16 protein-coding genes are annotated in these 14,811 nt (G+C 47.3%); 8 read left to right on the top strand and 8 right to left on the bottom strand.

Translation table 11 applies throughout. The features are described from left to right. Positions 1–2: 2 nt before the first annotated feature. From MTO69_RS15105 to MTO69_RS15095, 3 genes are all read right to left on the bottom strand, one after another. Positions 3–734 (bottom strand): dienelactone hydrolase family protein, encoded by a 732-nt coding sequence (locus tag MTO69_RS15105; protein WP_248335225.1) that lies wholly within the window; start codon positions 732–734, stop codon positions 3–5. 266 nt (positions 735–1,000) lie between these two features. Continuing rightward, the gene (yiaY, locus tag MTO69_RS15100) at positions 1,001–2,149 is read right to left on the bottom strand and encodes an L-threonine dehydrogenase (protein ID WP_248335224.1); all 1,149 of its coding nucleotides are present in this window, start codon (positions 2,147–2,149) and stop codon (positions 1,001–1,003) included. Positions 2,150–2,502: 353 nt separating this feature from the next. Further along, a complete protein-coding gene (locus tag MTO69_RS15095; RefSeq protein WP_248335223.1) occupies positions 2,503–2,670 on the bottom strand; it encodes a hypothetical protein in 168 nt (55 codons plus the stop codon). A 284-nt stretch (positions 2,671–2,954) separates the two neighbouring features. On the opposite strand from MTO69_RS15095, the gene yjjG reads away from it, so the two are divergent. From yjjG to MTO69_RS15070, 5 genes are all read left to right on the top strand, one after another. Further along, positions 2,955–3,629, top strand: a complete 675-nt coding sequence (yjjG, locus tag MTO69_RS15090; RefSeq protein WP_248335222.1) for a pyrimidine 5'-nucleotidase — start codon at positions 2,955–2,957, stop codon at positions 3,627–3,629. 78 nt (positions 3,630–3,707) lie between these two features. Further along, positions 3,708–3,923, top strand: coding sequence for a cold shock domain-containing protein (locus MTO69_RS15085; protein WP_248335221.1), 216 nt, complete (start codon positions 3,708–3,710; stop codon positions 3,921–3,923). Positions 3,924–4,334: 411 nt separating this feature from the next. Further along, positions 4,335–4,925 (top strand): DUF1294 domain-containing protein, encoded by a 591-nt coding sequence (locus tag MTO69_RS15080; RefSeq protein ID WP_248335220.1) that lies wholly within the window; start codon positions 4,335–4,337, stop codon positions 4,923–4,925. A gap of 223 nt (positions 4,926–5,148) precedes the next feature. Next, positions 5,149–5,847 (top strand): UTRA domain-containing protein, encoded by a 699-nt coding sequence (locus tag MTO69_RS15075; RefSeq protein WP_248335219.1) that lies wholly within the window; start codon positions 5,149–5,151, stop codon positions 5,845–5,847. A 121-nt stretch (positions 5,848–5,968) separates the two neighbouring features. Then, positions 5,969–7,093, top strand: a complete 1,125-nt coding sequence (locus tag MTO69_RS15070) for a M14 family metallopeptidase (protein WP_248335218.1) — start codon at positions 5,969–5,971, stop codon at positions 7,091–7,093. A gap of 39 nt (positions 7,094–7,132) precedes the next feature. Here MTO69_RS15070 and MTO69_RS15065 read toward each other — a convergent pair whose 3' ends face one another. Next, positions 7,133–8,503, bottom strand: coding sequence for an L-serine ammonia-lyase (locus MTO69_RS15065; RefSeq protein WP_248335217.1), 1,371 nt, complete (start codon positions 8,501–8,503; stop codon positions 7,133–7,135). A gap of 176 nt (positions 8,504–8,679) precedes the next feature. Here MTO69_RS15065 and MTO69_RS15060 point away from each other — a divergent pair, with 176 nt between their 5' ends. Both MTO69_RS15060 and MTO69_RS15055 read left to right on the top strand, forming a co-directional pair. Further along, entirely contained in the window at positions 8,680–9,498 is an 819-nt protein-coding gene (locus MTO69_RS15060) for a YdcF family protein (RefSeq protein ID WP_248335216.1), read from the top strand. A 209-nt stretch (positions 9,499–9,707) separates the two neighbouring features. Next, a complete protein-coding gene (locus MTO69_RS15055) occupies positions 9,708–10,640 on the top strand; it encodes an exopolyphosphatase (protein ID WP_248335215.1) in 933 nt (310 codons plus the stop codon). A 54-nt stretch (positions 10,641–10,694) separates the two neighbouring features. Here the strand turns inward: MTO69_RS15055 and MTO69_RS15050 are convergent, their stop codons facing one another. Together MTO69_RS15050 and MTO69_RS15045 are read right to left on the bottom strand one after the other, a co-directional pair. Further along, a complete protein-coding gene (locus MTO69_RS15050) occupies positions 10,695–11,708 on the bottom strand; it encodes a GGDEF domain-containing protein (protein ID WP_248335214.1) in 1,014 nt (337 codons plus the stop codon). A 174-nt stretch (positions 11,709–11,882) separates the two neighbouring features. Beyond that, positions 11,883–12,821 carry a chemotaxis protein gene (locus MTO69_RS15045; protein ID WP_248335213.1) on the bottom strand — a complete coding sequence of 313 codons (939 nt, stop codon included), beginning with the start codon at positions 12,819–12,821 and terminating at the stop codon, positions 11,883–11,885. Between the two features lie 194 nt (positions 12,822–13,015). On the opposite strand from MTO69_RS15045, the gene ppiC reads away from it, so the two are divergent. After that, the gene (ppiC, locus tag MTO69_RS15040) at positions 13,016–13,294 is read left to right on the top strand and encodes a peptidylprolyl isomerase PpiC (protein WP_038177557.1); all 279 of its coding nucleotides are present in this window, start codon (positions 13,016–13,018) and stop codon (positions 13,292–13,294) included. A gap of 111 nt (positions 13,295–13,405) precedes the next feature. On the opposite strand, the gene MTO69_RS15035 is transcribed toward ppiC, so the two are convergent. Further along, on the bottom strand, positions 13,406–13,717 hold the full coding sequence (locus MTO69_RS15035; RefSeq protein ID WP_248335212.1) for a c-type cytochrome: 312 nt from the start codon (positions 13,715–13,717) through the stop codon (positions 13,406–13,408). Between the two features lie 77 nt (positions 13,718–13,794). Next, on the bottom strand, positions 13,795–14,802 hold the full coding sequence (gene ltaE, locus MTO69_RS15030; protein WP_248335211.1) for a low-specificity L-threonine aldolase: 1,008 nt from the start codon (positions 14,800–14,802) through the stop codon (positions 13,795–13,797). Between the last annotated feature and the right edge of the window lie 9 nt (positions 14,803–14,811).

Genomic DNA, 14,811 nt, shown 5'->3' with positions numbered 1-14,811 from the left:
ACTTACATGGTGGTTGCTTGTAGGAACTGACCAAAACTATTCCATGATTTTTTATCCGCGTCTTCACGGTAGCGGTCACTTCCGAACACGGTAAACGCGTGCGGAGCACCACTGTAAGTGATCATTTCATGGGATACGCCAGCCGCTTCAAGCTGTTCAGCCAAGGAGGCAAACTCAGACATTGGAATAGCACTATCCGCTGTGCCATGCAGTACCATAATCGGTGCTTTGGTCATACTGTAGTCCTGGCCTTCTGGGGTACCTAAGCCACCGTGGAAAGTGACAAAGCCTTTTGCCTGCATGCCTGCGCGGGCAGATTCAAGGACCGCGGCACCGCCAAAGCAGTAACCCATCACCACGGCATTGTCAGCTTTTCCGCCCAAACTGGCCGCAAAATCTAAACTTCCTTGCATCAATGCGCGCAGTTTCTCGCGGTCTTTGTAAAGCTCCCCGGTGTGTTGGCGTTTGTCCTTGACCTCGGTGGGGCGAATGCCTTTGCCGAACAAATCGGCAGCAAACACGTTGTAGCCCATGTCGTTGAGCATTTGCGCTCGCTTCATCTCATAATCGGTTAAACCGTCCCAGTCGTGAACCAATAATACCAGTGGGGCATCATCGCTCACTTTGGCCCAGTAGCCCTCGTATTCACTACCATTTACATTGTAAACTCGATTCTCGCCAGCCGTCGCCATTGACGCACATGTCAGTAAGACCAACCCAATTGTTGTTTTCATAGAACACCTCCGTTTGTTGTTGAAGTGTAGTACGGATTTTTGCTGTCAATGGGACAAAAAAGCCTCCCGAAGGAGGCTAAAACTGCAAGAAAGTTAGATAATACCAAACGGGATAAATAGGTGATCAGATAATTGCGCAGGAAAAATCGCTGAGAGCAAGGCATAGATTGCAGCTAGCTAGTTGACCTACCTACAAAATCTATAACGACGCTATCAACGATTTTAACCAGCAAGAATGACCAGATATTTATGCTGTTTGGTATAAATTACATCGCGGCTTGGAAAATCGCCGAGATTTCGTCGTGAGTCGCCTGTTTAGGATTGGTAAAACCACACGCATCTTTTAGTGCGTTGTCTGCGAGCGTTGGAATGTCTTCAAGCTTAGCACCAAGCTGCTCAATACCCGTTGGAATGCCGACATCTTTTGCCAGGGCGACAATCGCATCAATGGCGGCTTCTGCCCCTTGCTCTGCTGTCATCTCTGAGACGTCCACACCCATTGCTTTGGCAACGTCACGTAGGCGCTCAGGGCAAACCTGCGCGTTGTAGCGCTGAACGTGTGGAAGCAAAATAGCGTTACACACACCGTGTGGTAAGTCATAGAATCCGCCAAGCTGATGCGCCATGGCATGCACATAGCCAAGCGAGGCATTGTTGAATGCCATACCAGCCATAAATTGGGCGTAGGCCATTTGTTCGCGCGCTTCAATATCGTCACCATTGGCCACCGCGGTGCGAAGGTGTGCTTGAATCAATTCAATTGCTTTGATAGCAACAGCATCGGTAATTGGGGTGGCCGCAATCGATACATAAGCTTCGACTGCGTGTGTCAAAGCATCCATACCGGTTGCCGCTGTCAACGAAGCGGGTTTAGCCAGCATCAACTCAGGGTCGTTCACTGAAATCAAAGGTGTCGTGTGTTTGTCGACAATGGCCATTTTGATATGACGCTCTTCATCGGTGATGATACAAAAGCGCGTCATCTCAGAAGCGGTACCTGCGGTGGTGTTAATCGCAATCAGTGGCAGCATAGGTTTTGCAGATTGATCGACCCCTTCGTAGTCACCGATCTTACCGCCGTTGGCTGCCACCAGAGCGATGCCTTTGGCACAATCGTGTGGCGAGCCGCCGCCTAGAGAGATCACAAAGTCACATTGGTTGCTTTGCAATAGATCGAGGCCAGCATTGACGTTGCCAATCGTTGGGTTAGGTTGCGTTCCATCAAACACAACAGTCGCGACCTCACGTTCACTGAGTAGATCTTGAACTTGCTTAACCACACCGATCTGATTAAGTACCTTGTCGGTAACGATTAAGCCTTTTTTGAAGCCTTGCGCCTGAATAGCATCAGTGGCGTCTTTTAGGCAACCAGCGCCCATCAGGTTTACAGTAGGGATGAAAAATGCACTTGTCATTGGACTGCTCCGTTATTGTTATCATTCGTTTCTGCAATTAGATTCGCATAAAAATCCGTGCGACAAATTTGATCTCCGACAAGTATCATCGGCAAAAAGTGAGTAGATGAAGCGGAAGTGTGATCCTCATTCGTACGGTTAGTTTCAATAGATAAACTTGTTAATAATTAGTGGGTTACGGCAATCGTTTTTCCAACATATTTAGGTAGATAGGCGTTGATGGCGATGGTTTCGGGGCCAGAAAAAAGTAAGCCCTCTGCTCGGTTTACCAAGCAAAGGGCGTTAGGGAATGCATAAAATATCCGCTGATTTATTTCGGCTCAATCAGGCACCGGGTCACTGGCGTCTTACCATCAAGCTTCTTGTTGGCCACGGACCGGTTGGTTATCGTCACTGCCTGAGAGCTCGTGCTCATTTTGCGTCTGCACTGGTTCTGATTGATCGATGTCGGCGAGATCTTGCTGATAGTGTTTTACCAAGAATGGCGTGAGCATGACACTGGATGGGAAAAAGCGTTTCATCGTGACTGTCTCCTAGAGCGATCGATTTGAGCACTATTTTCCATGTCTATTTCGAGATGCGTTTTGTCTTAGGTCATAGAATATGAGAGCCCGCGTCATCTTGAGTCATTTATGAGCCCAGTATCACTTTAAGTGAGCTCAATAGGGAGCGTCGCTGCTCAACAAAGTCAATAAATACTGGCACATAGAGTGGCCTATGCTTGTGCGGAGGACATACCCTGTATACCGCCTGTTCAAAACACGATTAATCTGTACAATGGCGTCGTAATCTTGAGGAGAGAAAAATGAAGTACGACTGGATCTTGTTTGACGCTGACGAAACCTTATTTCACTTTGACGCTTTTAAAGGTATGCAGTTGATGTTTTCACGCAAGGGTGTGGAGTTTACTCAGCAAGATTTTGACCACTACCAAACGGTAAACAAACCGCTGTGGGTGGACTATCAAGATGGAAAAATTACTGCCGAGCAGATCAAGCATCGCCGTTTTCATGAGTGGGCGCAGCGCCTGCAAACGACAACCACTGAGCTCAACCTAGCCTTTTTAGAAGCGATGGCCGATATTTGTACCCTGTTACCCGGTGCAAAAGAGCTCATGGAGGCGTTACACGGCAAAGCAAAGCTTGGGATTATTACTAACGGCTTTACCGAGCTGCAAGCCATTCGTCTCGATCGCACCGAGATGGCGCACTACTTTGAACACGTGATTATCTCTGAGCAAGTCGGGGTCGCGAAGCCAGACCAGGCGATTTTCAACCATGCGCTGGAAAAAATGGGTTGGCCCTGTAAGAGTAAGGTTTTGATGGTGGGCGACAATCAGCACTCAGATATATTAGGTGGAATCAATTTCGGAATCGAAACTTGTTGGCTCAATCATCAGGGTAACGAGCGTGATCACAGCATAGAGCCTAACTATACAGTGAGTTCACTCCACGAACTGAGAAATATATTAATTGCTTAAAAAATGCTCAGTCGAGTGATCCAATTGGCCCAGATGTGAGTAAGCAGAGAAACAACAGCTGCAAGCGTAGGGGGCAACATGGCAGTGTTAGGAAGAATCGTCGACTGGGACGAAAAACACGGTTACGGGTTTATTGAAGAGCAAGACCATTGCCAAAAAGTTTTTTTTCATGTTCGAGACATGAGAGACACTCAAGCCGGCCCGCATCTCAATGAAATGGTTGAGTTCGATGTGATTTCCGATCTCAACGGATGCCACCTTGCGCTCAACATATCGCCGACGTTGATGAAGTAATTCAGTTACTTTTCAGGTGCTGTGATTTTGATGTAATGCTCGAGGCTCTTGCTGGAGTGAGTCTCGATTCCTCTTTTCAGTATTGTTAGGTACGCCTTTTCTACCTGCGCTGATATGACTCGTCATGTAGCTGGTGCGCATCGAACTCATCTCTACACGAGTCAGAACTTGCGTCGGCGTGATTGTCGACCAATTCCTCAGTTGTTTCCTGTCTTTCCCTTACCAACCCGCTTACCATTTCTTCTCTGTGTCCTCTCAATGTCTAGAGGTTTTCTGACGTCGCTTTAACTCGAGAGTGCGCGAGTTCAAAAAAATGGCCATTTTATGAGCGTAGTGGAATATGTGTGCTATGAATTACTAATAATTAATAAATAGCTTGAAAAAAGCACTTGGCTAGGAAAGGAAACCAGTATGTCGATTCAAGGAACGATTGCGCAGTGGGATCAAAGTAAAGGGCATGGTTACATCGCAGTAGATAACCAAGAGACCAAAGTGTTTTTCCATATCAGCGCTCTTGAAAATGCTTCCCAAGAGCCTTTTGTTAGCGAGCCGGTGGTATTTCGCCTAGGCTGCGATGATGAGGGAGCAATGCAGGCCATTCATGTTGAACGGCCGCTAGTATTTAATTTCTCCTTGGCCATTGCGGTTTGGTTTTGCAGCGCGCTATTGGGCAGTGTGGTTCTGTTAGACTTTCCTCTTATAGCTTGTTTGTTCTATTTCGCTATCAGTATTGTTACCTATACGGTGTATGCCTTTGATAAACAAGCGATGCTCACTCAAGGCGCAAGGGTACCGGAAATCGTGTTTCACTTGCTGAACATCTTGGGTGGCTGGATTGGCGCTCTGTTTGCTCAAACGTTTATGCATCATAAATATCATGATCTCGGGTTTAAGTTTCTTTTTTGGACTACGTTAGCGTTTAACATCATGTTGTATTGCTGGCTTTTGACCGACCATGGCGCTGAATATCTCACCAGTCTGATCGCTTCGATTACTGTCTAATCCTTTACCATTCGTTTGAGCGGGCCCACTGGGCCCGTTTCGCTTTATTGCACTGACAAATCTCAATACTCTCAATGACATTGATGGCGTTTCAGTTTAAGGTAGTGGCAGTTTCTGAAGCGGTTCGATGTGATGCCTGTCGGGATAAATAGGTGTTCAGATATTTATTCTAATAGGTCGTCAATGCGCGAAAAAAATAGAGCAAATTGGGAGTGGGAACGCAGTGCAATATGTCATGATTAAACAGGCTATTGAGGAGCAGATCGAGTCGGGATTATTGGCCCCAAGACAAAAGCTCCCAGCGGAACGAAAGCTCGCTGAGTCGTTTAATACCACACGCGTGACTTTGCGTGAGGCGCTGTCGCTGCTTGAAGCGGATGGTTGTATCTATCGTGAAGACCGCCGTGGTTGGTTCATATCGCCACCTGCACTGAAGTATGATTTGTCGCAAACACGTAGCTTCAATGAGTGGGTAAGCATGCAATATCGTACTGCTCAGACTGAGCTGTTATCAGCACGAAGCATCGTCGCCAACAAACAAGCCTCTCATTTGCTCAAGCTTCAACCTTTCTCCGATGTCTATCAGCTAAACAGGGTGCGTTATTTAGAGCAACGGCCAGTGGCTTATGTGACCAATTATGCGTGCCCACAACCATTTGTTGGCTTGTTAGAACACGAGCTAAATCAATCTTTAACCGAACTATACCGTCAGCACTATGGGATCGATTTTGAGCGAGTGGATTGCCGAGTGAGCACACGTGCACTCATGGGCGATGTTGCGCTGGCGTTGAGAGCGACGGTGGGAACCCCAGCGATTGTGGTTGAAAAGGTTCACTTCAATGCTCAAGGAGAACCCATCGAGGGCAGCGTCGAGTTTTGGCGCCATGACGCAATTCAGATTGTTTCTCAGGTGACGTTGTAATCTTACGTTCAGCATCAACAAATTAGTGCTGAAGGTTGCCCTTGTCGGTCGATGTCATAGCGCTCTGCTTTATGTTAGCCTCTTGCCTGTCAGTCTAAAAATATATAAGGAATAAATCGACATGAAGATATTCAGTAACTTTGATAGCGGTAATATTGAAGTTGTTAGTATTGCGGATAAAGACAACATTCAGTTGAAAATTCCTAATGATAATCAATCGGAATTCTATCAATGGTTTCACTTTCGGTTAGAAACCCAAACCGAACAAGCGCATACTCTGAACATTCTCGATTTGAAAGGATCGGCCTACCCTGAAGGGTGGAAAGGCTACGACGTCGTGGCCTCCTATGATCGTGAGGAATGGTTCCGCATTCCTGCTGAATTTGATGGTGACACACTGACCTTTACGGTTATTCCGGAGCGCCCGTCAATCTACTTCGCTTACTTTGCTCCTTACAGCTATGATCGCCACTTAGACCTGCTGCATTTGGCGCAAAGCGCTCACCACTGTCAGTTAGAGACATTGGGCCAAACTCTAGATGGCAACGATATGTCGTTACTCACCTTTGGTGAGGCTGAAGAGGGGAAAAAGAAAATCTGGTTGATTGCTCGTCAGCACCCAGGAGAAACCATGGCAGAGTGGTTTATGGAAGGTTTTATTCAACGCCTGTTAGACGAAGACGATACCAGTGCTCGAGCGCTGCTCGAAAAAGCGGTGCTTTATATCGTGCCAAACATGAACCCTGATGGGGCGATTCGAGGGCATCTGCGCTGCAATGCCAAAGGGGTCAATCTCAATCGAGAATGGCAGTCACCATCAATGGAAAACAGCCCCGAGGTGTTTTTAGTACGTGAGCGGATGCTTGAAACTGGCGTCGATATGTTTCTGGATATTCACGGCGATGAAGCTATTCCATACAACTTTGTCGCGGGCTCCGAAGGCATTCCTTCCTACGACGAGCGCCTGGCGGGTTTAGAAGCCGCGTTCAAGCAAGCCTTGTTCGTTGCAACACCTGAGTTCCAAGATCAACACGGTTACGATAAAGATGAGCCTGGTAAAGCGAATTTAACCGTTGGTTCGAACTGGGTGGGTGAGCAGTTTAAATGTTTGTCGTACACCATAGAGATGCCGTTTAAAGATAACAATGAGTATCCTGATCCCTTGTACGGTTGGTCTCCTGAGCGCAGTGTTAAGTTTGGCCAAGATGTACTTACCGCAACCTTAGCCGTGACAGATAAGGTGTAGTTAATTAAAAAATGGCGCAGTGAAAACTGCGCCTTTTTTTTATTCACACGGTGGAGCCATATGGATAACGGCCAGACCACCCAACGACGTCTCGCGATACTTCTTATTCATATCCTTGCCAGTTTGATACATGGTCGCAATAACCTTATCTAAAGAGATCAAACATTTACTGGTGCGTTTTAACGCCATTCTTGACGCATTGATCGCTTTCATCGCTCCCATGGCATTGCGTTCGATACATGGCACTTGCACTAAGCCGCCAATCGGGTCGCAGGTCATTCCGAGTGAATGCTCCATAGCGATTTCTGCGGCGATGCAGATTTGCTCGTTACTGCCCCCGCGCAGGGCGGTAAGCCCAGCCGCTGCCATTGAGGAGGAGACGCCAACTTCACCCTGACAGCCCACCTCGGCACCTGAGATAGAGGCATTGGTCTTGTACAAAATGCCAATCGCACCTGCCACTGCGAGAAAGTCTTTCAACTGCTTGGTGTCGAGCTCTTTGATAAAACGGTGGTAGTACATTAATACGGCTGGAATGACACCCGCCGCTCCATTGGTTGGAGAAGTCACGACCTGACCACCAGCAGCGTTTTCTTCACTTACCGCGAAAGCGAAAAGGTTGATCCAATCCATAATCTCCATTGGATCGTTTTCAATAGCAGCGTTCGCTTCTAACTTTTTCAACAGGTTAGGAGCGCGGCGTGTGACGTTCAAACCGCCTTCCAGAATGCCTTCCGTATCGAATCCACGCTGCATACACAGCGACATCACTTTCCAGATTTGCTCGGCCTTTCGGGTGATTTCGTCTTCACTGTGGAACTGATTTTCATTGCGTAAAATCATTCCACCTAAGCTCAGCCCATTTTCTTCGGCCATAGCGAGCATTTCATCGGCGCTAGTAAATGGATATGGCACAGCGATTTCTTCATCATCGCTACCATGCTCGAGTTGTTTGGCTGTGGCAATAAAGCCGCCTCCGATGGAATAGTAAGTCTCAAACGCCAATTGCGTTCCGTTAGCATCGAACGCTGAAATAGTCATGCCATTTTCGTGCAGCGGCAGATTATCTTGATGAAACAGAATGTCTCTGTCGTAATCAAAGTGAAGCGTGTTAGCGCCAGCAAGTTGTAAGGTCTTGTCATCAATGGCTTGCGTTAGGGCTTGTTTGGCACTCGACATCTTGATGGTATCGGGCTTATTGCCCAGCAAACCAAGAATGACAGCTCTGTCGGTATGGTGACCTTTTCCGGTGAGAGAAAGTGAGCCGTACAGATCGACTTTCACCCGATCGACTTTGTCGAGGTTGCTAGTCAGCAATTGAGTAAAGTGATAGCCTGCCAGCATTGGGCCGTTGGTGTGTGAGCTGGATGGGCCAACACCCACTTTGAAGATATCAAATATAGACAGCATAAACTTACTTCCTATGGTAACGGCCAATGACGTTGGCTCTTATCAATGGGGTGGTAACAGTGCATGAGTTAGCACTGTCATTAACAAAATTTTAACCTCGCTTACGCTATCGGTAAAGTCGATACTTGTACAGTTTCTGCTTATCTTAGTAGGAATAATTGAGACATGAGTAATTAATGAACATAAATAGTGTGGTTTTACTGCTAGGGAAACGCTTGGTCAATGGGCAGCTTACTGCAGAGGGACGGTCGCGTGTTGAGTTGCTGGCGCGTCATTTACCCAACATCGATGCTAAACAAACCTTGATTGTGATGTGCGGCGGTATAACTGATAGCCAGTCAGTCTCAGAAGCTCAAGCGATGATGGACTACTTAACTCTGTTGTTGCCTGACCACGAGTTGGCGCGCTACTCAATCCTGCTTGAGCAAGAGTCGCAAAACACGATTGAAAACCTTGGCAACGCAGCAATGAAGCTGACACAACTCCCTGACCAATGTGTATCTGTTACCTTACTGTCAAACGATTACCACCTGATGCGTATCGTAGAAATTGAACAACTAATGCCTGAGCAGGGGCTGATAAGCAAAATGATCAACAAGTGTAAGCAGTGGGGAATGGATATTTGCATCGATGCCCAGTTGCAGCATCATCTTATCGCCCCTTACCCACATCAAGGTGAGCGCGCGCGAGCGTTTCTGCTCTGTGACCAGTTGACCACCTACCGAGTCTACCTTGAAGGCAGAACAGCACGGGTTTTCGAGCGCCCTTTGAGTGAGGTCAGAACAACCCCATTTCAGCTGGCTAGACAGGCAATAGAGGAATTGAAGCGTTTGCCACTTAACTCGCAACAGCATGCTTGGGTCATGGATATTGAGTCTTCAGTGGAAGCTACTCATGAGCAGGCCAGTGACCAGGTTTGTATCGATTCGCTACAGCGGTTGAATAGTTGTTTGACAAAGCTCAATCGACAACTCGATCCAGAGGCCAAGACGTGAGGGTACGAATGTTTGGTTGCTGCGGTTCCATCGGCCAGATCAAGAAAATGGAGCGATTTTTCCGGCTAGGGTTTGTGAAAATATTAGTGCTGTCTAAACTTAAAAAGAGTTATAGGACAAAGTGATACCGAGAGTGTTACTTTGATTAAATGATAGCCCCCAATAGTTATCAATAAATTCAATAATAAGCCGAAGCATAGGAAGTGCCAATGTCGAACCAAAAACATCGACTCGTCACCCGCAGTGACTTTGACGGCCTAGTTTGCGCAGTATTGCTCAAGCAACTAGAGCTAATTGACGATATAAAGTTTGTTCACCCAAAAGATATGCAAGATGGCGTGGTCGAGATTACCTCCAACGATATCGTGACCAACTTGCCGTATGTCGAGCAAGCCCATCTTGTTTTTGACCATCACCTATCTGAAGTCATACGTAATCAAGGCGAACGACCTAATCATATTATCGACCCCAATGCGCCTTCTGCTGCTAGAGTCGTTTGGGAGCACTATGGCGGGGAGAGCACTTTTCCGTCGCAGTGGTTAGATATGATGGAAGCGGTCGATAAAGGAGACTCGGCTCAATTTACCCGAGATGAAGTCTTGGACTCGACCGGCTGGAACCTGCTTAACTTTTTGATGGACGCACGTACTGGCTTAGGCCGCTTTAGAGAGTTTCGTATTTCCAATTACAGCTTGATGATGGACTTAATTGAATACTGCAAAAATCATACGATTGATCAAATATTGGCTTTGCCTGATGTACGTGAACGTATCGAGTTGTATCGAGAGCATGAAAACCTATTTAAACAGCAGATCCAACGCTGTGCCACGGTGCACAATAACCTAGTTTTTCTCGATCTAACTGGGGAGGAGGTGATTTATGCAGGTAACCGCTTTGTGATTTATGCGCTCTACCCACAGTGTAATATCTCGATTCACAAAATGTGGGGCTTTAAGAAACAGAACACTGTCTTTGCGACCGGGAAGTCGATTTTTGATCGCAGTTCAAAAACCAATGTCGGCGAGCTGATGCTTAAGTATGGGGGCGGTGGACATAAAGCCGCAGGAACCTGCCAAATCGACAACGATAAAGCCGATCAAGTTCAACAAGAGTTGATCGCCGCCATTACCAGAGATGGTTAAACAGCAAAAAGCCCCAAGTTTGGGGCTTTTCTAATTTCGTAACAGTTGAATGCTTTATATCGGCATGACGCGATTTCGCCCGAGCTGCTTCGCTTCATAAAGCAGTTTATCGGCGCGTTCAATTAACGACTCGGCCGACTCACCCGGTTCAAGCTCTGCCACGCCAAGAGAGATGGTAATGTTACCCACTTGCTCTGAGGTACGTCTGTCTTTCACGGTTAGTTTTTCAATCGAACGGCGTAAGGTTTCGCCAAACTGTCGCGCAATGCGCAACGACTTGTTGGGAACGATCAATGCAAACTCTTCACCACCAAAGCGATAAGCGTGAATGCCTTCTCGACAACTCAGTTGCAAACGTCTGGCGATACCCTTAATGACGGTATCCCCGAACAGGTGTCCGTATGAGTCGTTAAACGTTTTAAAGTGGTCGATATCCGCGAGAATAAGGCTCATTTTCTGCTCAGCTCGACAAAGTGTGCTGATATCGCTATCAAAAGCTCGGCGGTTGTACAGGCTGGTCAAAGAATCAAACAGGGCGTCTTGTTGCACCTCGGCTAACTGGGTTTTGAGCTGATTGATCTCTTTAGCGGCGTTCTCAAGCTGGTTGTTTAGAAAACGGGTTGAGTGGCGAATTTCGGTCGACTCAGACACCAGTTGGCGCACGACAGTCATCACCTCTTCCATAGACATGGTTTCGTTTTCGACGCGCTTAAGGTTGTCAAAGCTCTTGTCAATCATGTCGGAAAACTGTGATGTGTCTGAAAGGGTATCGGCCATTGAGCTCGATACTTCACTGACCAAAATTTCGATGTTAGCACGCAAATCGCGCATGTCAGTTTCAGTGCGGCTAGCCACGTAGTTTTGATAGAGGTGCTCGCCTGCCGCTGGAGGGCAGATACCATAGCTGTCTAGTACGCTATCCAGCTCACGATTGAGTTGCGGGATCGCATTATCCACATAGGTGTACCAAAGCGCATAGTTGGCAGGAGTTGCAGCTACGTGGTTCTTCATCATTAGTGGGACAGCTTTTCTTAGATTCGCTGTCGACTTTTTAAAATCGTCGGTCATTTCCTATGAACATTTCTGCAAAAGACACTCTATTGCTAAGGTTAACTGATTTAGCGGGCGAATGTTTGATTTAAATTCATTTTGCACATACTAACTGCTCGACATTTTGCGCTTGTGCACAACTAAAGGTTAGAACTTGTCGATTAGATGAGCAAACTTATCTAGGGCTTTCGTTTAGGTTTCGTCGACGATGATCTCTTGTCGCACGTTGCCTTGTTCTAATTTGCTCGCACCGCGCAACATAGCTTGGATGAGGTCGGCGGCATTAAATTTTTCTAACGCTTCATGGGCGCCAACTTGCTGAGCGCGCTCGACACAGATTTCACTCGAGAGCGAGGTGTGCAGAATCACATAACTGTTGCTGAGCTCTCGTTCGTTTTGCGTCTCGAAAGCAAGCTCATACCCATCAAGGCCGGGCATCTCAATATCACTCACCAATAAATCGATAGGCTCGCCTTTGGCCGCACACCCGCGCATCAGTGCCAACGCATCAAGGCCGTTATTGCAAATCTGATAAGGTATATTGATGCTGTCTAGCGCATCTGCCAGTTGCTTACGTGCGATCGATGAGTCGTCGACCAGTAAGATACGCAGCGCTTTGAGACGCTCTCTCTCGATGTCAGTCAGCATTGGAATGTTGGTTGACTCGTACTGTGGATAGATTTTCGAAAGCAATAACTCCACATCCAGCATTTGTACAATTTTGTCGTCAAAGCGCGTGATACCGGTGACGAACACGTTGCTCCCTGCCGTTTTGGGGGCTGATTCAATCGACTTCCAGTCACACTCAATAATCTTTTCTATAGAGCGGACCATAAACGCTACGACCGTTCTCAGGCAATCCGTGACGATAAGGTAGCATGACTTATACTCTTCAGGCTGAATCGGACGAAAGCCAATCGCCGCAGGCATATTAATGACAGGGATAGTTTTGTTGCGGATGGTTACCGTACCAATCACATGGTGGTGTGAGTACGGGATCTGGGTCGTTGGCTGGAAAGGCACGATTTCACGCACTTTTAGCGTACCGATAGCAAAGAGCTGCTTGCTACCGGTTAAGGTAAACATGAGCATGCCTTGAGATTGGTTTGCTTTACTGACTGTTTTCGCCATGGAAGTACTCGTTATTCCGCTTCGTTAGTTAAATGGTAACGGATTTAGGTCGATGATCAATCGACTGACATCAAATTTGTCCCTGACTATAACCTAGATAATGAAATCTGTGCAATTGGCGTACGGTTTAAGTGAACAAAGCGTTCAGAATCGGGTACAATCCGCGCCACGAGTGACTTTATCAAGAGAGAGTTATGGCAAACACCGCAGCAGCCCTGCATATTCTGGTTAAACACAAAGAGCAGGCCGAAGACATCATCAAGCAGCTTAAAAAGGGCGCAAAGTTCCAAACCCTGGCAAAAAAGTACTCCACTTGCCCATCTGGCAAGCGCGGCGGTGACTTAGGTGAGTTTCGCCGTGGCCAAATGGTCCCTCAGTTCGACAAAGTCTGTTTCTCGGGTGAAACCTTAGTTCCCCACCTAGTGAAAACCAAGTTTGGTTGGCATGTGGTCAAGGTTCTGTATCGGACGTAGCTATCATCGTTCACTCTCGTAGCTAGAATCAAAGAACATAACAAAACGGGCAGCTATCTTTTGATACCTGCCCGTTTTTATCGAGTCATTGATTGCCACTATGAGTAAGCTCTACTGCTGAGCGAAATAAGCAGCCACGTCTTTTAAGTCTTGGTCATCCAATCGCGACAGCTGTGCCGTCATCATTTCTGCCAGTGGCCCAACGCGCTCGCCATTTTGATAAGCCTTCATCGACTGATAGAGATACTGCACATCTTGGCCATTGAGGTTAGGATAAGTTGGATTGGTGGCAACGCCGTCGGCGCCGTGACAGAACACACAGCTAGGCGCTTTGATTTTGCCAAGTTGAGGGTCACCAAAGTTTGAATTTGCTTGGCTAAGCATAGGTAAACAAAGCAGTAAGATGGTAAGGCTTCGAGTCATTGTCTGTTCTCATTCAACCGTCATAGCCCAAGCATAAAGCTTCCCCTAAGGGGAAGCTCAATAAGTGGATAGCGCCATTATTTGCTGTAGTCCGCAAGTTTGGCTAAAAGCCGATCAATATCGTCGCGTGTGATGTCTTTATGGGTCACAAAGCGTATTGGGTTGCCTGGTGATATGCGAATCTCATCTTGCTTAAGACGTTCAGCAATTTGGTCAATATCAATATGGCTATCGAGTTTGGCAAACACTATGTTGGTTTGCACCAGATCTGGATTGACCTTAAACCCGTCAATCTTTTGCAAGCCGATTGCTAGGTGTTTGGCATTATCATGATCGAGCTTGAGCTGTTCCACTTGTTCAGTTAACGCCAGTTTCCCGGCGGCAGCAAGAATACCCGCTTGGCGCATGCCTCCACCCACCATTTTGCGTAAGCGACGTGCTTTAGCGATAAATGCTTTGCTGCCGAGCAGCAGTGAGCCGATAGGGGCAGCAAGGCCTTTCGATAGACATACCGTCATTGAGTCAAAGTATTGCGCAATTTCTTTTACATCGACATTGAGAGCGACAGCCGCGTTATAGACCCTAGCGCCATCAAGATGCAGCGATAGTTGATGTTGGTCGACGAACTGACGTGCCTCAGCCAGGTAGTTGAGTGGGAGAACTTTGCCGTTGATGGTGTTTTCCAAGCTTAGTAATTTAGTGCGGGCGAAGTGGCAATCGTCGGGTTTTATCGCTGCCTTTAACTTGGCAAAATCTAGGGTGCCATCGGGGTTGTTTTCAATCGGCTGGGGTTGAATCGAGCCCAAAACCGCAGCGCCGCCTGCTTCATATTTGTAGTTGTGTGCTTGCTGGCCACACAAGTATTCATCACCACGCTCACAATGTGCCATTAGCCCTAGTAGATTGGCTTGAGTGCCAGAGGTAGTGAACAGTGCAGCTTCAAAGCCGTGGCGCTGCGCTGCCCATTGCTCTAATTCATTGACGGTCGGGTCATCGCCGTACACATCATCGCCGACACTGGCATTGGCCATGGCTTCACGCATGGCTTGGGTAGGTTGGGTGACTGTGTCTGAACGAAAATCCATATCTCTTCT

Source organism: Vibrio sinaloensis (assembly GCF_023195835.1).
Taxonomy (GTDB): domain Bacteria; phylum Pseudomonadota; class Gammaproteobacteria; order Enterobacterales; family Vibrionaceae; genus Vibrio; species Vibrio sinaloensis_C.
This window is presented reverse-complemented; position numbering and strand designations above follow the sequence as displayed.